Consider the following 23,411-nt stretch of genomic DNA (forward strand, 5'->3'; position numbering starts at 1 on the left):
TCCCTTACGCCATCTCATCTTGTTTAAACGACCGCGTCGCGCGGAACTGCCACAGCGCCAGACCTACCACGAAAATCGACAGCAAAATGGTGATCGTGGCGGCGATAGCGTATTGCGACGACGACATGGTGAGCTTGTAGATCCAGGACACCAGAATATCGGTGCCACCGGCATTCGATCCCGCCACCGCCGGGCCACCGTTGTTAAACAGATAGATGATGTTGAAATTATTAAAATTGAAGGTGTATTGCGTGATGATGATCGGTGCAATAGCGTACAGCACCAGTGGTAGCGTGATGGTTTTCAGCCGCGTCCAGGCGCTGGCACCGTCCATGATGGCCGCCTCATAAAGGTCATCCGGGATGGCCTGCAGAACGCCGGTGGTCATCGCGAAGACAAACGGGAAGCCCAGCCAGGTCTGCATCATGATCAGCGCGGTTTTGGTCCAGAACGGATCGGTCATCCAGGCTTTTGGCGCAATACCAAAGACGTCGAGAATAGAATTGTTGATCACCCCAAAGCTGTCGTTGAACATCCCGGCAAACACCAGAATGGTGACAAAACCCGGTACCGCCCACGGCAGGATGAAAAGGGTGCGGATCAGCGGCTTAAAGCGCAGGTCTTTCTGATTGACCAGAATCGCCAGCATCACGCCAACGGTACACTGCAGCGTCGTCGCCAGCAGCGTCCACACCACCGTCCATTGCAGCACGTCAAAGAAGGTGGAGCGCCAGATCGACAGGGTGAAAATGTTGATGAAGTTTTTAACCCCCACCCAGTCCACCAGCTTCGCCGGAGGCGTGTGATAGAGGTTGTAGTTGGTGAAGGCGATGGCGAAACCAAACAGAATCGGAAACACCACCACGAACACCAGCAGAATAAAGCCCGGCGAAATCATCAGGTAGGGGAAGCCGTCGCGCAGCAGTAACTGATACTGCTGGCGCACGCTGTTAAGCTGCTGGCCCCTGTCGCGCTTCACCCCATTCATCCAGGCGTCGCGCACTGAGAACCCCCAGACCGCGACACCGAAGGCGGCAATCAGCACACTGATAATCCCCTCCGCCAGCAGGAAAATGGAGTTATCACGCGGCACCGATTCACCCAGCGTGTAAAGCCCCCAGAATCCCTCACGCAGAAAATCATGGAAGATACCGATAAAGCTGCTCAGCAGAATCAGGAAGCACACGCCTTTCGCCCACTGGCGGTGGTAAAACTGGCCGAAGCCAGGCAGCAGTGCCAGCAGCGCACCGGCAGTCGCATGACGATGGAGACGCTTAGCCGTCACCAGATGTTCATCGGAAGATATAGCCACACTCTGATCCTTATCCTGTACGGTGATCCCGTGAACCGGCATTACTGGTTGCTGGCCTGCATCGCTTCGATCTGCATCGTGATCTGCTTCACTGCGTTATCCAGCGCGGCTTTTGGCGCCTGCTTGCCGGAAACACTCAGCTCCAGCGCCGCATTGGCCGGTCCCCACACTTCCTGCATTTCTGGTACACCCGGCATGGCTGACGCCCGCGCCGCCTGCACTGCCACGGCATTGGCTTTCTCATCATCTTTGATAATCGGGTCGTTCATCAGAGCAGTCACCGGCGGGATCTCCTGGGTTTTCTGATAGCGTGCCTTCACGTACTGCGGCTGGTTAATAAAGGTAAGGAACTTCTGCGCCAGCGCCTGATCTTTGCTCCAGGTAGAAACCACATAGCCTTTCACGCCCAGGAACGAACTCATCGGCTTGCCGTTTGGCAGCAGCGGCAGGGGTGCCACGCCATAGTTAATTCCTGCCGCCTGATAAGGCTGGAACGCCCACGGCCCGTTGATCACGGCGGCCGCTTTCTTCTCGGTAAACAGCGAGTCGATGGCATTGAGGCCGTTGTCGCCCATGATGCCGCCTGGCAGCAATCCTTCGCTGAAGAAGCGTTTGAGATAGGTCACCGCGTCCACGCTGCCTGGGGTGTTCAGCCCGATATCCTGAGTGTTGATGTTACCTTTCGCGTCTTTGCCAAAAATGTATGACCCCATCGGTGCCATCACCCCCCAGCTGTAGTAAATCTGGTCGAACTTCGCCAGCAGGCCATACTGTTTCGCCTCGCGCTGCTTCTGTGAGAAGACGCGATACTCTTCCAGGGTTTTCAGCGGTGAAGGCAGCAGATCCTTGTTGTAGATCAGCACCAGGGTTTCCACCGCCTTGGGTAAGCCATAGACCACGTCGTTTTGTCTGAACGCTGCCATTGCCGAGGGGGTATACGCACTCTGCTCTGCGGCATCGATTTTCAGCGGAGCCAGTAACCCCTGCACCACCGCGCTGCCAAGCTGGTCGTTGGGGATGACCAGCACATCCGGGCCAATTCCTGCCGGGCCATCCAGACGCAGCTTCTCAATCTGCTGTGCAAAGGGCATCTCCTGCACTTTCACTTCAACGTTGAACTGTTTCTGGAAATCATCGATTGCCATTTTGATGCCGTCTGATTTCTTAATGTCTTCCCAGACGGTGAGTTGCTGTGCGGCCCAGGCGGATTGATTAAGCACCAATGCTGACAGGAGTAGCGTAACGCTGATTTTAATTTTCATTACCGGCCTCGTGTGAAGGTATGACATTTTTAGCTGTCATTTGCTGATGTACTTTTTCTAAACACATGTTGAATGTAAGTTCAGTCAACGTGTGAAGGGTGAGTAACGTATCGCATTTAGCCCTACGCTACGCGGAATGCGGATGGCGCTCCAGCCCGTTCGCATCAATGTGTGATCGGTATTACAGAAATCAAAAACAGCGATAGGGGTAGCCCTGGCAGAACGTTATAGTCAACGCAGGCACCATCAGGGCTGACGTGAAAACCCAGCAACTGTTATACGTCATACATTTTAGCCGCCAGATTTCCTGCTATGAGGTTCAGCATGTCCAGCATCAGATTGAGAAACGTCACCAAACGCTTTGGGAAAACAGAAACGCTGAAAAATATTGCGCTCGACATTGAGGCCGGTGAGTTTGTGGTCTTTGTCGGCCCGTCAGGCTGCGGGAAATCCACGCTGCTGCGGCTGATAGCCGGGCTGGAAGAGATCAGTGACGGTGAGATTATGATTGGCGACGAGGTGATGAATGATGTCGCCCCCTCTCATCGCGGGGTGGCAATGGTGTTCCAGTCTTATGCGCTCTATCCCCATATGACGGTAGCGGACAATATTGGCTACGGCCTGAAAGTGAACGGGATACCCAAAGCGGAGATTGAGCACCAGGTCGGGATGGTGGCGAAAACGCTGCAGCTGGCGCACCTGTTGGATCGTAAACCTAAGCAGCTCTCTGGCGGTCAGCGTCAGCGTGTCGCCATTGGTCGCGCCATCGTGCGTAATCCCAGGGTGTTTATGTTCGATGAGCCCTTATCGAACCTGGATGCGGAGCTGCGCGTTGATATGCGGCTGCACATCGCTAAGCTTCATCAGGAGCTGAAAACCACCATGGTTTACGTGACGCACGATCAGACGGAAGCGATGACGCTGGCCGACAAGATTGTGGTGATGAACTACGGCAAGGTCGAGCAGGTCGGTTCCCCGATGTCGCTTTACTACAACCCCATCAACCGCTTTGTTGCGGGCTTTATCGGCTCGCCGAAGATGAATTTCCTGCCCGCACGTGTGGAGCAGTGTGGTCCTGCGGGACTGGTCGCACTAATTAATGACGGTGAACACCGGCTGCACCTCCCCTCGCCCACCCGCCCGCTGCAGCCAGGCGATGAGATCACGCTGGGTATCCGACCGGAACAGTTGCAGATCAACGGCGATGCACCACTGAATATCGACTTTCACTGCGAGGTCGTAGAGCGGCTCGGCAATAATACTTATCTGTTTGGTCAGAGCCACGGCCACGATGGCTTTAAGATGCTGCTGCCGGGCGATGTGCATTTCCGGCCTTATCAGACGCTGCGCCCCAGCTTCCATCCGCAACACTGCATGGTGTTTGATGCCGACGGCGCACGTATCAGCGCAGATGTCGAAATGCCTCAGGTTCGTGCGGCCTGAGGCGTTTATGAATCTGGCTGGCTGGGCAGGATATTTCCACCCCGACCATCGCTACACGAAAAGTCTGGTCTGCCCGTTTCTGCAACGCTATCCCCTTCGTGCCAGCCTGCGGACAGCTGGCTGGCATCCCCCACTCAACAGCGTTGCAGTCAGCCAGGAAAGGTTTGCGTTGTTGCGGGATAATGCCCGGATGCTTACGCCTTGCCTGCCGGGAGGGTCAGGGCCAGAGCGGACACTGCCACCGGACTTTGCCGGATAACGGAGCAGCGCTGAATTAAACCGAGCCCTCTTTTTCAATGACCAGAATGCGGGCAATACCCTGTGGACGTGCAATGTTTTCTGTCCCTTCGCGGGCATAGAAAATATCACCTGCGTTGAGTAATCTGCTTTTTATTTCGCCGTTTTCTTTGTATTGCATTTCAACACACCCATCCATGACAGCAAATACCTCCTGCCCGTCATTGATGTGCCATTTATAGGGTTGATCGGTCCAGTGAAGTTTCACGCTGGTGTTATCGAAACTGGCAATGTGTTGGGCATCCCAGGCCTTTGATCCGGTAAAGGCCTTACTGCAATAAAAATTCATCTTTTCCCCTCAACCTGATTGATTCATTCACATTATCAATATCAGGAAAAATGAACGGGCTCTACACGCTGACTTCACTTCGTCCTGATGTGTCCTGTCGTTGTCCGGATAATGTCAGAACGGGTTCCATCCCCTCCGCGTCAGACACCCGGCATGAGCGGTGCCGGGTGAAATAGCTTGAGTATGCAGGTGAGGATTTCATGGCGCTGCCGGGTCTTCTGAGAGTTCGAAAAATATGCAGCAGCGCCACAAGACACTATTGGCTCAGTTGAAAGGACAGGTGACCCGCGAGATCTAACCGTTATTCACTGACGTTACCCCTTTAAGTTCATCCAGCCCCTGATAGTTAATTTCTTCATCTGCGCTGTCTACAGCGGTTGAAATCGTTAGCAGGCTCTGTAATTCACTTAACAGGATGGCTGCATCAGACTTGAGTATTTCATCTGATTCAGCAGAATCAATGACCGTATTTATCGCCTTATTCGCGCTCTCGATCATTTCGGTAACGCCTCCCTGTTTACTCACGGCCAGAACAAGAGCACTGATCAGCAGAGACTGTGCCTCAACACGCGCAGTTAGTTGCTTCATGTTGGCATCTATGTTTGAAATTTTCGCGAGCATGCTCAGTACAACGTTTTTCATAAAAGATCCCCTGTAAAAGAGCAGATATTACCTTTTTTGGGTTTGTCATGAAAATGACAGGTGTCTGAATTCATCAACGCAATGTTGACGGCGATGAGTCGAAACGGCGAAAAAACGCAGTGCAGATTACATTTCAGCACACTGGAGAATACTGCTTTATTTAAGTATTTCATGAGGTTACTTTTCTGGTGATTATATCACTTTTAATATTCCGGCAATCCCTGTGGTTTCTGGAGTGAATAGAATCACGCCTTCAGTCAGAGCCCTGCCAGCCTTAATGAATATTCACAGGACGTTACGCTGTTTAATTTCTTCAGATACGTAAGCCGGATTAAGGAACAGGAATGGTGAAAAATCCGAAAGCGACCAGTCTATTTTTACCGTTACAGGACAGGCTGCTTCCTGCTTACCGGAATACGCAAAGTTTGCCGTAAAAGATAACAGAGCCGTGCCATTGTGATGGCCCGAATCTGCGGCGGTTCGGCACACTGGACGTTTTTTGCGGGGTCCTCACACAGTAAGCGTCTGAGATAAATCCCGAGCGTGGTGAGTGCCTGTTTGCTTTGCATAAAATCAGGCCTGGTTCCTGTCATTCTGACAATGCCTCTGCGTTAATCACGCACATCAGCCATTCCGCTTTGCGTGGAAGGCCGGTTCATTCTGCAACATTTATCTCTGTCATACCGCTGATGACTTTCACGCCTGAGCCTCTACTTCACCGGCTGAATCGTCTGACAGGCAGAAAAATCGCAGGAAATTTAAAATCCCGCCCGCCTCTGCCGATAACACCAGGTAGAGACATTCCGTACGCAGGAGACAACACATGCCATTACCCGATAGCCACAGCAAGCAGGACATTACCGAGATCACAGCGCGTGCTGGCTCTATCCTGCGGACGCTTCGCGACAGTCTGCAACAGCTGGGGCTTGATAAAACCATTGCCGAAGTTGCGGGAAGCATCCCCAATGCCCGTGAAAGACTGGGGTATGTAGTCACACTGACCCGTGAAGCTGCGGAGGGTGTCATCAACAGCGTGGAAATCACGCAGCCCCTGCAAACCCAGCTGGCAGAAAAAGCAGAGCAGTTAACGCAACGCTGGGAGGCCAGTTCGTCAGCGAAAGACTCTTCGCAGGCATTGGCTGAAGAGACTCGTGCCTGGCTGGATGATGTCCCGCGCATCACAGGTCTTACACAACAGCAGTTGCACGCCATCATGATGGCGCAGGGGTTCCAGGATCTCACAGGGCAGATAGTGCAGGCTATGATGGCGGTTCTGAATCAGGCTGAGCAACAGTTGATCCAGGTACTCCGCGATAACTCAGGCGCACAAGGCACCAGCGAACGCACTGCACCGTCAAAACCCGCTTCCTCATCAGAAGCCCCTGCCAGTCAGGATGATGTGGACGACCTGCTGGCCAGTCTGGGAATGTAATACACCGCGCCATTGCGCTGGCTTTTCAACATGTAGCCCTATGTAGCCCTGACTGAGGCAGAAGTACATCAAAGAGGCCGGAAATACGACCGGTCTCCATCTCCAGAACTTCGCGGAGAGTGTTTTTGTAGATCGGTTCACTCGCTTCCCGGAAACCCACAAAATGCAGCCGGAAAGCGGGCTCAGTCGTGGGCTGCAGAGATGCAACTGTCAGATTGCCACGAAGTTTAATCTGGTTATCTGCGCGAGCAACAAAATGAGTATTTCCTGATTTATCCTGCCACACCAAATCGCCGGTTCTAACAAAGCCGTTTATGGCCAGGAATCATTTTCCTGAGGTCAGGTATCAATTTTTCCTGGGTCAGATCAGACCGTTTAGCGTTTCCACTGGCAACCTGCAAACCTGAAAAATGAAGCTCACCGGTTTCTGGGCAAACTGGGTTTAACTTCAGGGTTCAGAGCATGATACAGCCATACTTCCATAAGTTATATCTCACTAAAAAGATACCTTCACAGGAAACAAAGACAGGTATCTTTTTTGAAAGTTACTTTTTTATGAAAAAACTGAGAAGGTTATTCATTGGCAGGGGCTACCAGCCTTCAGTGAGGCCGGTATGGGGATTATTTTTCGTTAGCGAGTAACCAGGTACGTAGCAAAGACGCCAGTTGCTCTCTCTGCTCCTGATTAAGGGGCTTAAGAATCTCATCCTCGTTAACCAAGTGCTCAGATATAACCTTATCTATCAGTGATCTGCCTTCTTTAGTCAGTCTGAGATTACAGCTGCGACGATCTTCTTCACTGTAAATTCTTTCAACCAGATTGCGCTGAACCAGTTGTTCAACACGTGTACTCATTGCACCTGAAGACAGCATCAATGTCTGGTACAGCTCAGTGGGCGTGGTCAGCGAATTAAATCGCCGGAGCGCGGCGAGAATGTCGAACTCGATGGCACTCAGATTATTGTTCTTAAAAGTTTTATCCAGTTTTTTATCTACGATTCTGCTCATGCGGCTAATGCGGCCTATCACGCCCATTGGCGAACAGTCCAGATCCGGACGCTGCTGAAGCCACTGAACGAGTAATCTGTCTACATGGTCATACTGCATGGTGTTCCTCATCAACATAAAAAGAGACTTGAAATGAATTGTTGTTATGTTTACCTTTTACTAAAGTATCTTTTGCAAAAGATACTTTAGTAAGAGATATATTAATCTTAACACTCTGTATCTGTTTCTCAAGGCTCAACAGGAATGAACAATGCCAACATTGACCCATGTTCACGTGTTACCTGATTCTCACTGGCTGTCTTACCTTCAGCTGAAAATGCGTGATCGTTCAGCTGATCTTGCAACCTTTACACATCATGCCAACCAGGTGATACGGCTGTTACTCCAGAATGCGGCACAATTATTACCCTGTACGAATGATGCGGTAACCACACCGATTAGCGATCGCTTCTCAGGCAACGTTTTGACCCGGAAAATCTGCGGTGTGTCGGTGATCAGCGCTGGCGAGAGTATGGAAGCCGAATTCCGGTCAATGTTTCCGGATCACCCCATCAGCAAAATCCTTATCCAGCGAGATAAAGAGTCAAAGCTTCCTCACTATTTCTATTCGCATCTTCCTCAGGGTATTGCGGGCATGAGTGTCATGCTGTTCGAACCCATGCTGGCCACTGGCGGCTCATTGCTGAAAGCCATCGATGTTCTGAAAGAGAGCGGTGTTGCTGTCGAAAATATCATTGTCGTTAACGTTCTGGCATCGCCATACGGTTTACAGCGCCTGACCGAAACATGGCCCGAACTGAAAATTGTGACGTCTTCAGTTGAGAAAGGGATGACGGAATCAGCGTTTATGCGACCTGGAATAGGCGATTTTGGCGATCGTTATTTTGGAACTTATCCGGGTGCATCTCATGAATAAATTTGGAACGTTAATAAACATTGCTATCACTGCACTGGCCCCGGTTATCTGGGGTAGCACTTATATCGTCACCACGCAGACACTGCCTGCTGGTATGCCTTTACTGGCTTCGGTAATCAGGGCGTTACTGGCGGGCATCATTTTACTGCTGATATGTCGGGTTCGGCCTTATGGCATCTGGTGGCTGAAAATGGCTGTGTTAGGTTTTCTGAATATTGGCCTCTTTTTTTATTGTCTGTTTGCTGCGGCGTACTTTTTGCCGGGAGGTCTGGCATCACTGGTGATGTCGTGTCAGCCCATTATTGTGATGGTGATCGGGGCACTGGTGTTCCAGCAAAAACTGAGCATGATGCACCTGGTATCCGCATTCGTTGGCGTAACGGGAATCAGCCTGCTGGTGCTCAATAGCGCGGTTCAGCTCAATTTTCAGGGGATTACAGTCGGACTGATCGGCACCACCAGCATGGCGTTAGGTATTCTTCTTACTAAGCACTGGGGCCGTCCAACTAACATGTCACTGCTTGCTTTTACCGGCTGGCAACTCACGCTCGGTGGCATCATGTTATTGCCTGCAGCACTTTTGCTGGAACAACTCCCTTCTCATCTGACGTTAACCAATATCCTGGGCTATGGGTGGCTGAGCCTTGCTGGCGGTGTTTTTGGCTATTTCGTGTGGTTCCGGGGAATTGAAATATTGCCACCGGTGACCACCTCATTCCTGGGTTTCATGAGTTCATTATCGGCCTGTGTGTTGGGCTATCTGATTCTCGGTCAGACTTTTACACATTTACAGCTGGTAGGGTGTCTGGCCATCGTCACAGCCATTTACCTGGCCCGTCCGCCACGTGCAGAACCAAAACCCACCTTACTGTCACAGCGAAAAACGTTGCGTCAGTGAAAACCGTCATTTTCGTCAGCACATAATTTCATGAAGAGAAAATAAATGAATGTGAATCAGACTATCGTTATGTTTGACCTGGACGGCACACTTTTCGACACTGCTCAGGCTATCCCTTTGGCATTCAATGCCGCTTTCCGCGAATCAGGATTGTCAGAATTACCGCCGCAGATCATTAAAGAGACAATTGGCCTGCCATTAGAAAAGGCATTTTCTCTTTTATTACAGGTTCCGGTAACTGACCCACGGGTCAGTCAGGCCGTTGATGAGTATCAGCGGCAGTTTAAACGCATCATTCTGCCCGCAGCTAAATCATTATTATTCCCTGATGTTGTTAACGGGCTTAAAACGTTGAAGCAGTCCGGGTTCCGGTTATCTGTGACAACAAATAAATTTGCACGGAGTGCAAACACACTGCTCGCCGCAGCGGATATAGCGCATTTTTTTGACATTGTGGTCTGCGCTGACGAGGTCAGGGAGAAAAAACCACACCCCGAATCAGGTCAAAAAATTCTCGATTATTTTGCGGCTAAGGCATCACATGGAGTGATGGTAGGAGATACCACTCATGACATCCTTATGGCTAATGCCCTGGGATGTGTGTCAATTGCGGTCACTTACGGTATTCATGACGAGAACACGCTCCGCTCCGCTTCACCGGGCTTAATAGCCAACGAATTTAATGAAGTGGTGCGATTCTGCCAGCAATATAACCTATCCAAATCACCTTCAGTGTTACTCTGCTAAGTGGCACGGAAAAGATGAGGTAAGCATGCAAACTTTACTGTCAGATTTTCTCTCAGCCTATCTCCTGGTGGGATACCTGGTCACAGCCTGTGTAATTGTTATTTTCATTTTCACAGGAAAGCATATTTTTCATGGTGTAAAAAACAGGCTTTCAACAAGATATCAGATTGGATATGTGCTGGCGATGTTAATAATCATGCCCGTCTTTTATATATTTTTCCTTCGGGAGATTGGTGAGTTAAACCGTAAGTGGCACCCGGATGATCCTCAGAGAGCAGGAAAGTAGTCATTGTATTGCATGCGCAGGCACGTGTTATATGTTCATCAGTCATCTGTTTTTTAGCGCACATGCACGCTGAAATTATGCATTGTCCATGCGTGTAAGTGGAGGACGGTCCTGAATATCATTCAGCAGCCACAGATTGCCGATGGCTGCAGGCAAATAGCGATTCCCAGTGCCCGGTTTGCCGCTGAAAACGAAACCGCCGAAGATTTTTCCGGATCGTTTACGCAGTGCCGGGCCCTGCTAAGCGCGTTGCTGCATGCTGCGATCGGCTACAGGGATACGCCTGATACGATCCATGCGGGAACAAAACTCACGTTTTAAATCAGGGTGAGCATTTAAAAATTAATTGACTAGCCTGAAATGACAGACAGAAATACCCTGAGCAATCAACCGGTTTAAACGCCTAAAGGTCTTTCATGAAGTCGATAAATCTGCGAAATATGTATCGCTCTGTAAATGAGAACACCGTTGCGATCTGGAAGGAAAATTCAGGCATCGGAGAAATCAGACAGGAGAACTACTACGATCCGGTAAAACTCGCGCTGGCAGCAGGCATACAGCCATCTGTCCCCTCGGATGTCCTGCGTCTGATGTCTGAATTGCAGCAACTCACCCGGGACGATCCGCTGGCTGATACACTGCCAGCGAACGGTTTTCATTTTACCTTCCTGCCCCTGACCCTGCCGCTCTATGACGAAAACGCGCCATTGCCGGAAAATGTGAACCAGCTCACCGCTATCTGGACAGGATATGATGCGAAAAAAATCGTTATCAGGGATCTCCGGCTCGTTGCGTTGCCCGGTCAGTTGTTGCTTGCAGGCATTCCTGAAAGCCCGGCAATCGCCATGCGTAACTCTTTCTGCGAAAAAGTGCTCGACTCGGACTGGAAACATGCGTTGCTGATGCGTCATACCGGCAGCCCATTACCGGCCCCCTTCTGGCACAGTACTCTTCTGCGCTACAACGCGGCTTTTTTACCCGTAGCCTTACGTCACTTTTTTTCAGATCGCCAGACCCTCAATTTTGGAGAGGTGACCGGAGAACTGACACTGGCCAGGATCAACTACAACTGGACGACATGCTATCCGTTAAAAATTAACTGAAGCAATGCGATTCCCTGTGAGAACTGTTTACGGCCTGCACGTCACTTATACAGTCGATGCCGGATGCGATAAGCGCTGTTAGCCTCCGTCAGATCCTTTCCGCTCAAAGCAGGTTCCGGGATCTTCCCGTTTTCCTGGCCGTCCCTTACACTACGCAGCGCGGGTTTTAAACCCTGCGCCAGAATCATCAGCAATTCAAATCAGGAAATAACATGCTGTGGGCAGAGAGACGTTTCACTGAAATCCAGATTCAAGCCGCCGGGGTATGAGTCGTCAACTGTTTGTTACTCTGGATGGGCCGAAGGGGGCCGGGAAGACCACCCTGCTGGAGGCGATTACGCGCGTGCTGAGGGCGGACAACAGAAAGGTGATCCGACTCAGCGAGAAAAAGAGCGATCCTTTCAGAGCAGAATCCATGGCGCGGGTTAACCGTCTCGCCAGACATCCCTCCGTCGATCTGGAACGGGAAATCTGTCAGCGCTTTGCTGCCAGCCGCGCCTGGATTTCACAGAACGTACTGGCAAAACAGGTACCAGACAGCATTATCCTGATGGACCGCTGGTATCCTTCTGACGCCGCGTTTCGCCGCATGGTGCCCTTTAATGAGATTTTGCAGCATAATCTTGAGCACAACGTGCGGGTGCCCGATCTGCATGTCGGGGTGGTCACTGCGCCTGAGGTTTCCTGGGAGAGAGCAGCAGCACGTTCGCGTGGACTGGGGAGTACGGTGATTCACCGGCTGGAAGAGCATATCGCTTGTACCCGTGCGTTTGAGCAGGAAGCTGACCGGTACGGCTGGTTTATATGTCGTAATGAAGGGAGCCTGGAAGAGGCCACCATGCAGGTGGCAGATGAAATTTACAGATTGTGTTGATACCTCACAGACACCGGTTTGCAGGATGAGCGTCTCTGCTGGCGGGCAGCAAACCAGGAAAATTTTTTCCGCTCTTAAATAGCAGCGCCTTCAGCGGGCGCGTTATACCTTCTTCTTCCGACCACTGCGCTAGCTGACAGGGCTGATAAAAATCAGACGCCATTTTACTTGTCTGAAATCAAGATTAATCAGATTACGGCTGGCACAGACATCCCGCTTTGCCCTATAAAATTGCTTTATTTTTCATATAAGGCACAGGGAATTGCGCTACGCATCGATACCATTTAATCATAACCAATTGGGCTGGCCTGCGGGTGAGCACTGTTCTTCACCTCAGCCATTGCTGCGGGGCACTATCACTGCCGACTGGGTCATCGTCGGGGCAGGATTTGCAGGCGTCGCCTTTGCGCGCCGTCTGGCGGAAATTAACCCTGACCTGAAAATTATTATGGTTGAGGCGCATAACACACAGCAAAGCGCGTCCGCACGTAATTCCGGCTTCGTTATCGGCCTGCCGCACAATATTGGCAGTTCAACCGCCGAATTAAAAAAGGCCAACGCGTACCGGAATTTGCTTCAGGAAGGCATTCATCAGCTGGAGAGGGTTATTTCACAGCATCATCTCAAGTGCGACTGGGAACAGGCTGGCAAATATCACTGTCAGGCAGAACGTGGTAACGACGCTATTTTAAAGGAGTATGCCCGCCATCTCGATTTGATGAATGAACCGTGGCAGATGTCAGACAGCGAGGCGTTGTACCAGAAACTCGGTACGCGCTTTTACAGCAAAGGGATATATACGCCGGGCTGCGTGTTGGTTAATCCGGCGCAGCTGATTGCCGGGCTGAACGCGTGCTTACCTGGAAATGTTCAGCGCTTCGATAACACGCCGGTGCTGGGGATCCGTTACGGCAGCATAGCGGAAGTACTGACACCTTTTGGGGTGATTAAAACGCCAAAAGTGATGCTGGCCACCAACGCACTATCACCGGCGCTGCGTCCGGGGCTTTCGCGTCAGGCGGCCATGGCCACCTTCGCCAGCATCACCGATCCGCTGACCGACGAACAACTGGCTACCCTGCCCCCGATGCAGAGCTGGGGACTCACGCCGGTTAACGCCATTGCCGGCGCAACGTTCCGTTTTACCTCAGATCGCCGTTTCCTGATTCGCCAGCATGTCATACCCGCGCTCAGGGGACAGGTGAATGCCGCCCGCACGTATCAGGCGACCCAACTGCATCAGCATTTATTTAAAAAAGTTTATCCGACGCTGGAGAGTGTGAAAATAACCCACACCTGGTCCGGCACCATCAGCGTCACCCGTAACGGCGCGCCGGAATGGGGCAGACTGAACAAATTTCTCTGTACGGCGGGCGGCTGTAACGGTGCAGGCATTTCAAAGCAGACCGTGGCAGGGACGCTGCTGGCCGATTTCATGCTGAAACAGGACAACCCGCACATTGCAGATATGCTGTCGCTGGGCAAAGCCAATCTCATGCCACCTTCGCCAGCACTGGATATCGGCATTGCACTGTCGCTGATGAAAGAGCGATATCTGGGCCGTAAAGAAGTGTAGTTATTTTCAGTCGTGTGAGGAAAGCCGTTCCGGCATTAATGACTGAAGATGTTATTTATGACAGGTACGCGGGTGCGACGCTCATTGCTTCCTGCAACAGGATCGCGCGCCGGCAAAATAAATTATCAGCTTCAGTCATTTATTTCTGGACATAATCTGAGGCAATGTTTACAGGTCACGTGTCAGCGCGTCGAGGTTATCCGCGAGCATATCCAGCAGGGCGCTGACATAATGATTATTGTTTCCCTGATGCCACATTGCACTGAGCGGAAGCCCCTCAATATTCAGGGCTGGCGAAAGAGTCAGGTATTTCACTCCGTCAGCATTCATATTTTTATAGGATGAGGGCACCAGCGCAATCCCCAGACCGGCAGCAACAAAGCTCAGGATAGTCTGTTTCTCTTCAGCATACTGTGCAATGACTGGTGTGCAGCCACCCGCTTTGAACACATTCATCGTGAGGTCATGACTGTGAGGCCGGGTACGCCTTTCTGGCATGATCACCGGCTCATGACAAAAATCACGGATGGTGACATCAGGATAATCAACAAGCCGGTGATGGGCTGGCACAGCGAGCACACAGGTTTCATTCGCGATAAAACGCGTCGTCAGCAGGGCATCAACCTGCTCAGGAGGTCGTATCAGAACCACATCCAGCCACCCGGATAAAAGCCGCGGAATAAGAGTGTGAGATTTATCTTCCGTAATATGAATATCCGCGTCAGGAAATTGCCTGACAAAGAGATTAATTAATTTCGGCAGCAACCCTCTTGCAGCGCTATCAATAGCGCCAATTCGCAGCGTTCTTTTCTGCGTTAATCTGTTTTTTTGGAATCGCAACCGCAGTGCATCGAAATCCGCGATAACGGTTTTGGCTTCATGGAGAAAAGCCGCCCCTTCAGGCGTCAGTGAGACATTCCGTGTTGAACGGTTCAGCAGCCTTATTCCCAAATCCTCCTCAAGCAATCTGATGAAGCGGCTAAGTGACGCAGGCATCATTTCAAGCTTACGGGCAGCCCGTCCAAAGTGAAGCTCATCACCCAGCACGGTAAAGCAACGTAATTGATTAATATCCATTTTTCTACCAGAACCTGATTATGCAAATTATTTGTATAAAGCAGTGCCGATGATAAAGCTGCTCAAAACTTCATACTGGGATCATTACAAAAAAATAACAACCCTACCTGACTGTGGAGCATCGCGAAATGAATAATGACCTCGAAAAAAGGGTTATGCGCAAGGTTACCCTTCGCATCATTCCTTTTATCATGCTGCTGTATTTCATTGCATTCCTTGACCGGGTGAACATCGGTTTTGCGGCCCTGACTATGAACCAGGATCTGGGTTTTTCGCCCACCGTCTTCGGACTGGGCGCGGGCATTTTCTTTCTCGGCTATTTTCTGTTTGAGGTCCCGTCAAATTTAATTCTGCATAAAGTCGGTGCACGCATCTGGATTGCCCGCGTGATGATCACCTGGGGGCTGGTTTCTGGCTGTATGGCCTTTGTGCAGGGCACAACCAGCTTTTATGTTCTGCGGTTTCTTCTCGGTGTAGCAGAGGCCGGTTTTTTCCCCGGCATCATCCTCTATCTCAGCTACTGGTTCCCGGCGGCAAAACGGGCACAGGTCACGGCGATTTTTATGGCTGCTGCCCCACTTTCTACGGCACTGGGGTCGCCCATCTCAGCCGCGCTGCTGGAGATGCATGGCTTTCTGGGCTATGCGGGCTGGCAGTGGATGTTTGTCATCGAAGCGATCCCGGCCTTACTGCTCGGCGTCGTTGTCCTGTTCTTTCTGACCGATCGCCCGGCCAAAGCGAAATGGCTGACGGACGAGGAGCGGACGTGGCTGGAAAATACTCTGCACACCGAGGAGCAGGCACGGGCGGCGACAAAAAGCCACAGCCGCGCATGGCAGGGACTGGCGGATAAACGCGTACTGGCGCTGGCGCTGGTCTACTTCGGTACGTCGGCCGGGTTGTACACGCTTGGCATCTGGTCGCCGCAGATCATTCGCAGCTTCGGCGCATCATCCATGGAGATTGGCTTCCTGAACGCCTTTCCGGCTGTGATCGGTGTTATCGCTATGATCCTCTGGGCGCGGCATTCCGACCGCACCGGGGAGCGCAGCTGGCACGTGATTGGTGCGTGCCTGCTGGCTGCCGCCGGATTGATTTATGCCGGTAACGTCAGCACGCTTTTCGCCGTCATTATCGCCCTGACCCTTGTTACCGCAGGCATCAGTGCCTCCAAGCCCCCACTGTGGAGTATGCCGACGCTTTTCCTCAGCGGGCCTGCTGCCGCTGCGGGTATCGCCACCATCAACTCCATTGGCAACCTCGGCGGATTTGTCGGCCCGATGATGATTGGCGTCATCCGTCAGCAAACGGGTAGCTATACCTGTGGCCTCTACTTTGTCGCCGGATTGCTGGGGCTCTCTGCTCTGGTTGTGCTGATTCTCTCTGCCAGAACGAACAAGCCGCAAACGGCCGACATTCCTCATCCTCACACTCATTAACTGGAGAAGTTACTATGCGCCACTACAAAATTGCTGCCATCCCTGCCGACGGTATTGGTCCGGAAGTCATTTCTGCCGGAATTGAAGTCCTGCAGGCGCTGACACGCCACGATCCCCAGCTGAAATTTGAGATTGAGACGTTTGACTGGGGGTCAGATTATTACAAACAGCATGGCGTGATGATGCCGGAAACCGGGCTGAACACGCTGAAGACATTTGATGCGATTTACTTTGGCGCAGTCGGTGCACCGGATGTGCCAGATCACATAACCCTGTGGGGTCTGCGTCTGCCCATTTGCCAGGGGTTCGATCAGTACGCCAATGTCAGACCCACCAAAATCCTGCCGGGCGTAACCTCTCCGCTGCGAAATCGCGGGCCCGGCGACCTGGACTGGGTCATTGTGCGTGAAAACTCCGAAGGTGAATATTCCGGTAATGGCGGTCGCGCACATCGTGGTCTGCCGGAGGAAGTGGGCACTGAGGTGGCCATCTTTACCCGCGTTGGCGTCACGCGCATTATGCGCTATGCCTTCAGACTGGCGCAGTCCCGTCCGCGCAAATTGCTGACCGTAGTGACCAAATCTAACGCCCAGCGCCACGGGATGGTGATGTGGGATGAAATCGCCGCCGAAGTGGCGCTGGAGTTCCCGGATGTACAGTGGGACAAAATGCTGGTCGATGCCATGACACATCGCATGACGCTGCACCCTCAGACACTGGATACCATCGTTGCCACTAACCTGCACGCCGATATTCTTTCAGACCTTGCCGGTGCGCTGGCCGGGAGTCTGGGCGTAGCACCAACCGCCAATATCGATCCCGAACGCCGTTTCCCGTCCATGTTTGAACCGATTCACGGCTCAGCATTCGACATTACCGGCAAAGGCATCGCTAATCCGATTGCCACGTTCTGGACCGCCGTGCAGATGCTGGAGCATCTGGGCGAACGTGACGCCGCAGCGCGGATTATGGAAAGCATCGAATATGTCTGCGAGAAAGGCATTCTGACACCGGATGTGGGTGGCTCTGCCACGACCGCTGATGTCACCCGCGCCGTCGTGCAGTTTATCGAAGCCCGTGCCGTCGTTAGCGGGACGGCATAATTATGGAAAATGAACAGGCCGCAGCCATTCTTCGCGATATTTTTCAGCATGCTGTTGACAGTGCCCGGGCCGGGCCGGTTATCCCGCCGAACCTGCCGGAAAAACCGCGTGGCCGCTGTGTGGTGATGGGTGCCGGTAAAGCCTCAGCGGCCATGGCGGCAGCGGTCGATGCGGCCTGGCCGGATGTAGATGTGTCAGGTGTGGTAGTGACGCGTTACGGGCACGCGGTGCCCGCCGGACGCATCCGTATTATCGAGGCGGCCCACCCGGTGTCAGATGCCATGAGCGAAACGGCGGCGATGCTGATTGTGGAGGCGCTGCGCGGATTAACGCCGGATGATCTGGTGCTGGCGCTGATTTCAGGGGGAGGATCAGCGCTGATGGCGCTGCCCGCACCGGGACTGACGCTGGCCGATAAGCAGAAAATTACCCGCGCACTGCTGCACAGCGGCGCCAGCATCAGGGAGATGAATCTGGTTCGTCGTCATCTTTCCGCGGTAAAAGGCGGCAAGCTGGCCCTTCTGGCGCAACCCGCGCGTATCGTGTCATTGATCATCAGCGATGTGCCGGGTGATGACCCGACGGACGTGGCGTCAGGCCCGACCGTTGCCGATCACAGTACGCCACCCGATGCGCTCAGGATGCTTGAACGCTACGGTATTGCGGTCCCGGAACCGGTTCGCCGGGTGCTGAGCCAGCCCGCCAGTCCGGTGGAAAACGCAGTGAACAGTGAAGTCAGGCTGATCGCGGCACCTGCGCTGGCACTGGAGGCGGCGGCGCAGGCTGCACGGAGGCACGGGCTGACGCCGCTGATTCTGGGGGACGCAATTGAGGGTGAAAGCCGTGAAGTGGCCGTGGTGATGGCCGGTATCGCCAGGTCGGTAAAGCAGGGGCACCCGGTTCGCGCGCCTGCTGTGCTGCTGTCGGGGGGTGAAACCACCGTGACGGTCAGGCAGGGTCAGGCTGGCAAAGGGGGGCGTAACACGGAGTTTCTGCTCAGCCTTGCCTGTTCATTGCAGGGTGAAGAGTATATCTGGGCCATCGCTGGCGACAGTGACGGTATTGATGGCACAGAAGACGCGGCAGGTGCGATGGTCTATCCGGACACACTCACTCGCGGCAAACTGAACGGCCTGAATGCACGTGATTATCTTGATGCCCATGACAGTTACCGCTATTTTCAGGCGCTTGATGATTTGCTGATAACGGGTCCTACCCTGACCAATGTCAACGATATCCGGGCAATCCTGATTGCCTGACCGTGTCGCTCTCCCGCCAGTGGGGGAGCGACATTTTAAGCGGTTACAGTATCGAAACTTTGCCCTGGAAAATCACCGGCCCGGACGGCCCGCTTAGCTTAGAGCCGCCTACCGGCTCCAGACTCACTGCCAGTATGGTCTGATTATCCAGTTTCCCGGAAGGTAACGTAAAGGCGTTACTGTCACGATGGTCGATCAGTCCCAGTGATTGCGGCGGAGCACTGCCTTTTATCAGCCACAGCTGTAAGTTTTTATTCTCAGGCAGTGTGACGTTGAGTGCTGAGACCTGAATGAAGGACGCTTTTTTATCCAGACTCACCACAAACTGCGCATCGGGTTGCGTGCCGGTGAGTACCGCAATCGGCTTCAAAGCGGACGTGGCATCAGGCTTCATCACCCCGCTGAAAACAAGAATACCCGCCATTGCCGCAGCCAGACCCCAGCCGATCCAGAAGCCGGGATGCTGCTGTTTTATTTTCCTGCCGTGGGTGCCGGGTTTGCGGTTAAGAGCCTGCTCAATCTGCTGCCAGAGCGCAGAAGGCGGTGTGACATCCTGAGTTGTCAGGTCAATGCCACTGAACGCTTTCTGCCAGCGCACCACCTCTGCGGCAAATGCTGGATCCTCATTGAAGCGTTTATCCAGCCATTGACGGGTGGCATCGTCGGTCAGACCAAGCACATATTCTGCGGCAGTGAGATCCTCTTTTTCCTGACCAGTCATAAGCCAATGCACTCCCGAAGATGGGTTAACGCGCGACGGATCCAGCTTTTTACCGTGCCTTCAGGCTGTCTCATGGTCAGCGCGATCTCACTTTGCGACAGGCCACGATAATAGGCGAGCGTAAGACTCTGTCGCTGTTCTGACGGCAAGTGCGCCATACAGTGCTGAAGGCGGCGCGCCTCAGCAGGACTTTCATCGGATGAAGGCGATGCCTGAAAACCCGCTTCAGCTTCGCTGATTTCCTCCATCGAACAGCATCTGTTTTCGTGTTTACGCAGAAAATCGATCGCCCTGTTTCTGGCGATGTGGCTAAGCCAGATTAGCGGTTCACTGCGCTGATGATCGTAATAGTTTGCCGACTGCCAGATCTGAATAAAGGTGTCGTGAAGGATCTCTTCAGCCCAGTCGCGGCGTCTGACCATACGCAGAATAATGCCGTAAAGCCGGGGTGAAAGGACGTGATAAAGCTGCGCCAGGGCTGCTTTATCGCCGCAGGCAATCTGGTTCATTAAGTCAGCCTGAATATGAGGCACAGGTTTTGTCATCGTCTTCCCTGTTAAAGGTGTAGCCACAGGATCAGTGGCTACACACAGTATAGGTAACGCTTTACGGCATCAGCACAGTATCAATTACGTCAATAACGCCGTTACTCTGATTCACATCATAAGTGGTAATGTTCGCAACATTGCCCTGCGCATCTTTAAGCTGGATGTTGTGCGGGCCGTTTGCCATCACCCACAGGGATGCGCCATTTACCGTTTTCAGCTCAGCTTTGCCTCCACCCGCTTTAATTTTTTTCTCCAGCGCTTTCATGTCCAGTTTCCCTGCGACCACGTGATAGGTCAGGACGCTGGTAAGTTTTTGTTTGTTCTCTGGCTTAAGCAGAGAGTCGACGGTGCCCTGCGGCAACTTCTCAAACGCGGCATTGGTCGGCGCAAACACGGTGAATGGCCCTTTCCCTTCAAGCGTCGGGACCAGGCCAGCGGCCTTAACAGCCGCGACCAGCGTGGTGTGATCTTTCGAGTTAACAGCATTCTCAACAATATTTTTTGACGGGTACATGGCAGCACCACCGACCATGACCGTATCGCTGTTCATGGATGCCGCATAGCTGGCACCGCTGAAAACTAATGCAGTAAAAAGCAGAGTTGGCAGGAATGGTTTCATTTTCACTTCCCTCATTGAGTTTGCAGACAGGGCCGATGTGCCCTTATCTGTTAATACGAATGAGTGAAGAAAACGGATGCAAAAAATTTTAATTATTTTCCTGCGGCATGACTGGTTTAGTGTGGTTACGCCGGAATGTGTGCAATCTCTCTGATTTCAAGAACAAATTCCACCAGCCGGTTCAGGCAAGCGTTGACGCGGGCCGACCGGTGCAAAATCCTTAATATTGCGTTCACAGGCTCGTCTGAATCGCGAAGCCTGGCTGGTGCAAAAAAATCCCGGAAGCGATTCCGGGATTTCTGCTCTCAGGACGCCCAGGTTCCGCGCCGCCTTCAAACGACACTGTTCCCGCTGCGCTAGCCTGCATTGCGCTCAAAGTGGCTGTTCACAAAGGCGCGACAGCGTGGGGAGATCGGATCGAGGAACACCTGATTCGGCGAACCAGACTCTTCAATCATACCCTGATGCAGGAATACCGCTTTGTTCGACACGTCACGCGCAAAACCCATTTCATGGGTGACGATTATCATGGTACGCCCCTCTTCTGCCAGGCTGCGGATTACCCGCAACACCTCGCCCACCAGCTCCGGATCCAGCGCGGAGGTGGGTTCATCAAACAGAATCGCTTTCGGCTGCTGTGCCAGCGCACGGGCAATCGCCACCCGCTGCTGCTGTCCTCCTGAAAGTTGCGATGGCCAGGCGTCGCGTTTTGCGTAAAGCCCCACTTTATGCAGCAGTGCCTCTGCTTCTTCAACAGCCTCTTTATGGCTGCGCTTCTGCACATGTACCGGTGCTTCAATGATGTTCTGCAACACCGTTTTATGCGGCCACAGGTTGAAGCTCTGAAACACAAAGCCGAGCTGCATCCGCATCAGCTTGATGCGACGGCGCTGCTCGCGACTCAATTTCTCGTCGGCGTTATCGAGGGTAACGTTCACCTCGCCGACCGCAATTTCACCTGCCTGCGGCACTTCAAGAAACGGGATACAGCGTAACAGCGTACTCTTGCCTGAGCCGCTGGCACCAATCAGCGAAATCACGTCGCCATCCTGCGCGGTCAGGCTGATGTCGTGCAGCACCTCGTGTCCCGCATAACTCTTTCTGAGATGACGCAGCATGATGGTAGGTGCGGTCATGATCGTGCTCCAAAATAGTAAGGTGATAAGCGTCGTTCCAGCATCGATACGCCTTTGCTGACCAGCATGGTCAGTATCAGATAGATCACCGCCGCGCTCAGGAACACCTCCAGCGCCCGGAAAGTGGACGAGACAATGGAGTCGGCAATGCCGGTCATTTCCATCAGGCTGATGGTGCTGACCAGCGACGTCGCTTTAATCATCGAGATGATTTCATTGCTGTAGGCGGGCAGCGCCTGACGAATCGCAATCGGTAAGGTAATGCGGGTAAAGATCTTAGAAGATGACATGCCTGAGACTCTGGCAGCCTCCAGCGACTGCTGGCTGACGGCACGCAACCCGCCGCGCAGGATCTCTGAGGTGTAAGCCGCATCATTAAGAATCAGCGCCAGTAAACCGCACCAGTAGGGTTCGCGCAGCAGCGGCCAGAACAGGCTTTCACGCACCGCCGGTAAACTGCCGAGGCCGTAATAGACCATAAAAATCTGGATCAGCAGCGGCGTGCCGCGAAACAGCCAGACATAAAAACGGCAGAACAGGCTGCCGACGCGCGTCATGCGCAGCAGATTAAGCAGCAACGCCAGCACGCCGCCTCCCAGCAGCGAGAGCAGCGCAAGGTTTATCGTCAGCGGCAATCCTTTAAGCAGTGCCAGCAGCGTCTGCTGCAAAAACATAATATCCACGTGGACTCCCTACCCCTTCACGCGCGGTTGACCGCGCATCGCAAACTTTTCCACGTAGCGGAAAACCATATCGGAACAGGTGGTGATGGTCAGGTAGATCACCGCACCCACGCTGTAGAAGAAAAAGGACATCTGGGTGGAGTTGGCCGCGGTCGAGACCTGGTTCATCGTTTCCACCAGCCCGGTGACCGAAACCAGCGCCGACTCTTTGATCACCGATTGCCACTGGTTGCCCATGCCCGGCAGCGCGGTGCGTAAGGCCTGCGGCACGATGATGCGACGAAACATCATCAGCCGCCCCATGCCGGTCACGGTGGCGGCTTCCAGCGTCCCCCCCGGAATGGCGTAGAACGCACCGCGAAACACGCCACTCTGATAGGCTCCCGAGATCAGTCCGATGGCTATCGCGCCCGCCACAAAACCGTTCACATCGAACGGTCCCTCGAAGCCCAGCGCGGTGCCCGCCGCGGAGACCACCTGGCGTCCACCGAAGTAGAACAGGTAGATCACCAGCAGCTCTGGCACGCCGCGAAACAGTGTGATGTAGCCTGCCGCCAGCCGCTGCTGCCAGCGCGAACCGGCAATCTGCATCCAGCAAAGCACGCTGCCCAGGAGGGCACCGAGCAGCCAGGCGCAGAGCGACACGCTGACGGTAACGGTGGCGGCGCTGAGCAGCACGCCTCCCCAGCCCTCATCCCCGAATCCCAGTAACTGCCAGTCAATATTCATTAACATCCGTGG

General features: G+C 53.1%; 24 protein-coding genes. 12 read left to right on the forward strand and 12 right to left on the reverse strand.

The window, feature by feature from the left end; all coding sequences use genetic code 11:
* Window positions 1-4: 4 nt before the first annotated feature.
* Both N5J69_RS07450 and N5J69_RS07455 read right to left on the reverse strand, forming a co-directional pair.
* A complete protein-coding gene (locus N5J69_RS07450) occupies window positions 5-1,312 on the reverse strand; it encodes a sugar ABC transporter permease (protein WP_279769221.1) in 1,308 nt (435 codons plus the stop codon).
* A gap of 41 nt (window positions 1,313-1,353) precedes the next feature.
* Window positions 1,354-2,574 carry an extracellular solute-binding protein gene (locus N5J69_RS07455; protein WP_279769222.1) on the reverse strand — a complete coding sequence of 407 codons (1,221 nt, stop codon included), beginning with the start codon at window positions 2,572-2,574 and terminating at the stop codon, window positions 1,354-1,356.
* Window positions 2,575-2,898: 324 nt separating this feature from the next.
* Between N5J69_RS07455 and N5J69_RS07460 the strand changes: the two genes are divergently transcribed.
* Window positions 2,899-4,017 (forward strand): ABC transporter ATP-binding protein, encoded by a 1,119-nt coding sequence (locus N5J69_RS07460; protein WP_279769224.1) that lies wholly within the window; start codon window positions 2,899-2,901, stop codon window positions 4,015-4,017.
* Between the two features lie 274 nt (window positions 4,018-4,291).
* On the opposite strand, the gene N5J69_RS07465 is transcribed toward N5J69_RS07460, so the two are convergent.
* Window positions 4,292-4,603 (reverse strand): cupin, encoded by a 312-nt coding sequence (locus N5J69_RS07465; protein WP_279769226.1) that lies wholly within the window; start codon window positions 4,601-4,603, stop codon window positions 4,292-4,294.
* 294 nt (window positions 4,604-4,897) lie between these two features.
* Entirely contained in the window at window positions 4,898-5,245 is a 348-nt protein-coding gene (iraP, locus tag N5J69_RS07470; protein ID WP_279769227.1) for an anti-adapter protein IraP, read from the reverse strand.
* 823 nt (window positions 5,246-6,068) lie between these two features.
* Between iraP and N5J69_RS07475 the strand changes: the two genes are divergently transcribed.
* Window positions 6,069-6,677, forward strand: coding sequence for a protein phosphatase CheZ (locus N5J69_RS07475; RefSeq protein WP_279769229.1), 609 nt, complete (start codon window positions 6,069-6,071; stop codon window positions 6,675-6,677).
* A gap of 621 nt (window positions 6,678-7,298) precedes the next feature.
* Here N5J69_RS07475 and N5J69_RS07480 read toward each other — a convergent pair.
* Entirely contained in the window at window positions 7,299-7,784 is a 486-nt protein-coding gene (locus tag N5J69_RS07480; RefSeq protein WP_279769231.1) for a MarR family transcriptional regulator, read from the reverse strand.
* 151 nt (window positions 7,785-7,935) lie between these two features.
* On the opposite strand from N5J69_RS07480, the gene upp reads away from it, so the two are divergent.
* The 7 genes from upp to N5J69_RS07515 all read left to right on the forward strand — a co-directional run bounded on the left by upp (window position 7,936) and on the right by N5J69_RS07515 (window position 14,085).
* The gene (gene upp / locus N5J69_RS07485) at window positions 7,936-8,601 is read left to right on the forward strand and encodes a uracil phosphoribosyltransferase (RefSeq protein WP_279769232.1); all 666 of its coding nucleotides are present in this window, start codon (window positions 7,936-7,938) and stop codon (window positions 8,599-8,601) included.
* Window positions 8,594-9,499 carry an EamA family transporter gene (locus N5J69_RS07490; RefSeq protein WP_279769233.1) on the forward strand — a complete coding sequence of 302 codons (906 nt, stop codon included), beginning with the start codon at window positions 8,594-8,596 and terminating at the stop codon, window positions 9,497-9,499. Before upp ends, N5J69_RS07490 begins: the two co-directional genes overlap by 8 nt.
* A gap of 45 nt (window positions 9,500-9,544) precedes the next feature.
* Entirely contained in the window at window positions 9,545-10,246 is a 702-nt protein-coding gene (locus tag N5J69_RS07495; RefSeq protein ID WP_279769235.1) for an HAD family hydrolase, read from the forward strand.
* A gap of 25 nt (window positions 10,247-10,271) precedes the next feature.
* A complete protein-coding gene (locus N5J69_RS07500; RefSeq protein WP_279769237.1) occupies window positions 10,272-10,532 on the forward strand; it encodes a hypothetical protein in 261 nt (86 codons plus the stop codon).
* A gap of 416 nt (window positions 10,533-10,948) precedes the next feature.
* Complete coding sequence (locus tag N5J69_RS07505) at window positions 10,949-11,635, forward strand: hypothetical protein (protein WP_279769239.1); 687 nt, start codon at window positions 10,949-10,951, stop codon at window positions 11,633-11,635.
* A 265-nt stretch (window positions 11,636-11,900) separates the two neighbouring features.
* Window positions 11,901-12,509: a dTMP kinase gene (locus N5J69_RS07510; RefSeq protein WP_279769241.1), complete on the forward strand. Its 609-nt coding sequence runs from the start codon at window positions 11,901-11,903 to the stop codon at window positions 12,507-12,509.
* 262 nt (window positions 12,510-12,771) lie between these two features.
* Complete coding sequence (locus N5J69_RS07515; RefSeq protein WP_279769242.1) at window positions 12,772-14,085, forward strand: FAD-binding oxidoreductase; 1,314 nt, start codon at window positions 12,772-12,774, stop codon at window positions 14,083-14,085.
* Window positions 14,086-14,253: 168 nt separating this feature from the next.
* Here the strand turns inward: N5J69_RS07515 and N5J69_RS07520 are convergent, their stop codons facing one another.
* On the reverse strand, window positions 14,254-15,162 hold the full coding sequence (locus tag N5J69_RS07520; RefSeq protein ID WP_279769244.1) for a LysR family transcriptional regulator: 909 nt from the start codon (window positions 15,160-15,162) through the stop codon (window positions 14,254-14,256).
* 128 nt (window positions 15,163-15,290) lie between these two features.
* Between N5J69_RS07520 and N5J69_RS07525 the strand changes: the two genes are divergently transcribed.
* From N5J69_RS07525 to N5J69_RS07535, 3 genes are read left to right on the forward strand one after another with little or no spacing between them, the layout of a single operon-like run.
* Window positions 15,291-16,601: an MFS transporter gene (locus tag N5J69_RS07525; RefSeq protein ID WP_279769246.1), complete on the forward strand. Its 1,311-nt coding sequence runs from the start codon at window positions 15,291-15,293 to the stop codon at window positions 16,599-16,601.
* A 14-nt stretch (window positions 16,602-16,615) separates the two neighbouring features.
* Window positions 16,616-17,704, forward strand: a complete 1,089-nt coding sequence (locus tag N5J69_RS07530) for a tartrate dehydrogenase (RefSeq protein WP_279769247.1) — start codon at window positions 16,616-16,618, stop codon at window positions 17,702-17,704.
* 2 nt (window positions 17,705-17,706) lie between these two features.
* Entirely contained in the window at window positions 17,707-18,963 is a 1,257-nt protein-coding gene (locus tag N5J69_RS07535; RefSeq protein ID WP_279769248.1) for a glycerate kinase, read from the forward strand.
* 43 nt (window positions 18,964-19,006) lie between these two features.
* On the opposite strand, the gene N5J69_RS07540 is transcribed toward N5J69_RS07535, so the two are convergent.
* The 6 genes from N5J69_RS07540 to N5J69_RS07565 form a co-directional block, all read right to left on the reverse strand.
* Window positions 19,007-19,684 (reverse strand): anti-sigma factor, encoded by a 678-nt coding sequence (locus N5J69_RS07540; protein ID WP_279769249.1) that lies wholly within the window; start codon window positions 19,682-19,684, stop codon window positions 19,007-19,009.
* Complete coding sequence (locus tag N5J69_RS07545) at window positions 19,681-20,229, reverse strand: sigma-70 family RNA polymerase sigma factor (RefSeq protein WP_279769250.1); 549 nt, start codon at window positions 20,227-20,229, stop codon at window positions 19,681-19,683. The genes N5J69_RS07540 and N5J69_RS07545 overlap by 4 nt, the downstream gene beginning before the upstream one ends.
* 61 nt (window positions 20,230-20,290) lie before the next feature.
* Complete coding sequence (locus N5J69_RS07550) at window positions 20,291-20,851, reverse strand: fasciclin domain-containing protein (protein WP_279769251.1); 561 nt, start codon at window positions 20,849-20,851, stop codon at window positions 20,291-20,293.
* Between the two features lie 356 nt (window positions 20,852-21,207).
* Window positions 21,208-21,987, reverse strand: a complete 780-nt coding sequence (locus tag N5J69_RS07555) for an ATP-binding cassette domain-containing protein (RefSeq protein ID WP_279769252.1) — start codon at window positions 21,985-21,987, stop codon at window positions 21,208-21,210.
* A complete protein-coding gene (locus tag N5J69_RS07560; protein ID WP_279769254.1) occupies window positions 21,984-22,670 on the reverse strand; it encodes an ABC transporter permease subunit in 687 nt (228 codons plus the stop codon). The genes N5J69_RS07555 and N5J69_RS07560 overlap by 4 nt, the downstream gene beginning before the upstream one ends.
* 9 nt (window positions 22,671-22,679) lie before the next feature.
* On the reverse strand, window positions 22,680-23,405 hold the full coding sequence (locus N5J69_RS07565; protein ID WP_279769255.1) for an ABC transporter permease subunit: 726 nt from the start codon (window positions 23,403-23,405) through the stop codon (window positions 22,680-22,682).
* Window positions 23,406-23,411: the final 6 nt, after the last annotated feature.

The organism is Pantoea sp. GD03673 (genome assembly GCF_029844725.1).
In the GTDB taxonomy this organism is placed as follows: domain Bacteria; phylum Pseudomonadota; class Gammaproteobacteria; order Enterobacterales; family Enterobacteriaceae; genus Pantoea.

What these genes read in the sequence shown, in the direction of transcription:
- N5J69_RS07455 (WP_279769222.1), bottom strand. Translation starts at nt 2,574, where the DNA reads ATGAAAATTAAAATCAGCGTTACGCTACTCCTGTCAGCATTGGTGCTT.
- N5J69_RS07460 (WP_279769224.1), top strand. Translation starts at nt 2,899, where the DNA reads ATGTCCAGCATCAGATTGAGAAACGTCACCAAACGCTTTGGGAAAACA.
- N5J69_RS07465 (WP_279769226.1), bottom strand. Translation starts at nt 4,603, where the DNA reads ATGAATTTTTATTGCAGTAAGGCCTTTACCGGATCAAAGGCCTGGGAT.
- iraP (WP_279769227.1), bottom strand. Translation starts at nt 5,245, where the DNA reads ATGAAAAACGTTGTACTGAGCATGCTCGCGAAAATTTCAAACATAGAT.
- N5J69_RS07475 (WP_279769229.1), top strand. Translation starts at nt 6,069, where the DNA reads ATGCCATTACCCGATAGCCACAGCAAGCAGGACATTACCGAGATCACA.
- N5J69_RS07480 (WP_279769231.1), bottom strand. Translation starts at nt 7,784, where the DNA reads ATGCAGTATGACCATGTAGACAGATTACTCGTTCAGTGGCTTCAGCAG.
- upp (WP_279769232.1), top strand. Translation starts at nt 7,936, where the DNA reads ATGCCAACATTGACCCATGTTCACGTGTTACCTGATTCTCACTGGCTG.
- N5J69_RS07490 (WP_279769233.1), top strand. Translation starts at nt 8,594, where the DNA reads ATGAATAAATTTGGAACGTTAATAAACATTGCTATCACTGCACTGGCC.
- N5J69_RS07495 (WP_279769235.1), top strand. Translation starts at nt 9,545, where the DNA reads ATGAATGTGAATCAGACTATCGTTATGTTTGACCTGGACGGCACACTT.
- N5J69_RS07500 (WP_279769237.1), top strand. Translation starts at nt 10,272, where the DNA reads ATGCAAACTTTACTGTCAGATTTTCTCTCAGCCTATCTCCTGGTGGGA.
- N5J69_RS07505 (WP_279769239.1), top strand. Translation starts at nt 10,949, where the DNA reads ATGAAGTCGATAAATCTGCGAAATATGTATCGCTCTGTAAATGAGAAC.
- N5J69_RS07510 (WP_279769241.1), top strand. Translation starts at nt 11,901, where the DNA reads ATGAGTCGTCAACTGTTTGTTACTCTGGATGGGCCGAAGGGGGCCGGG.
- N5J69_RS07520 (WP_279769244.1), bottom strand. Translation starts at nt 15,162, where the DNA reads ATGGATATTAATCAATTACGTTGCTTTACCGTGCTGGGTGATGAGCTT.
- N5J69_RS07525 (WP_279769246.1), top strand. Translation starts at nt 15,291, where the DNA reads ATGAATAATGACCTCGAAAAAAGGGTTATGCGCAAGGTTACCCTTCGC.
- N5J69_RS07530 (WP_279769247.1), top strand. Translation starts at nt 16,616, where the DNA reads ATGCGCCACTACAAAATTGCTGCCATCCCTGCCGACGGTATTGGTCCG.
- N5J69_RS07535 (WP_279769248.1), top strand. Translation starts at nt 17,707, where the DNA reads ATGGAAAATGAACAGGCCGCAGCCATTCTTCGCGATATTTTTCAGCAT.
- N5J69_RS07540 (WP_279769249.1), bottom strand. Translation starts at nt 19,684, where the DNA reads ATGACTGGTCAGGAAAAAGAGGATCTCACTGCCGCAGAATATGTGCTT.
- N5J69_RS07545 (WP_279769250.1), bottom strand. Translation starts at nt 20,229, where the DNA reads ATGACAAAACCTGTGCCTCATATTCAGGCTGACTTAATGAACCAGATT.
- N5J69_RS07550 (WP_279769251.1), bottom strand. Translation starts at nt 20,851, where the DNA reads ATGAAACCATTCCTGCCAACTCTGCTTTTTACTGCATTAGTTTTCAGC.
- N5J69_RS07555 (WP_279769252.1), bottom strand. Translation starts at nt 21,987, where the DNA reads ATGACCGCACCTACCATCATGCTGCGTCATCTCAGAAAGAGTTATGCG.
- N5J69_RS07565 (WP_279769255.1), bottom strand. Translation starts at nt 23,405, where the DNA reads ATGTTAATGAATATTGACTGGCAGTTACTGGGATTCGGGGATGAGGGC.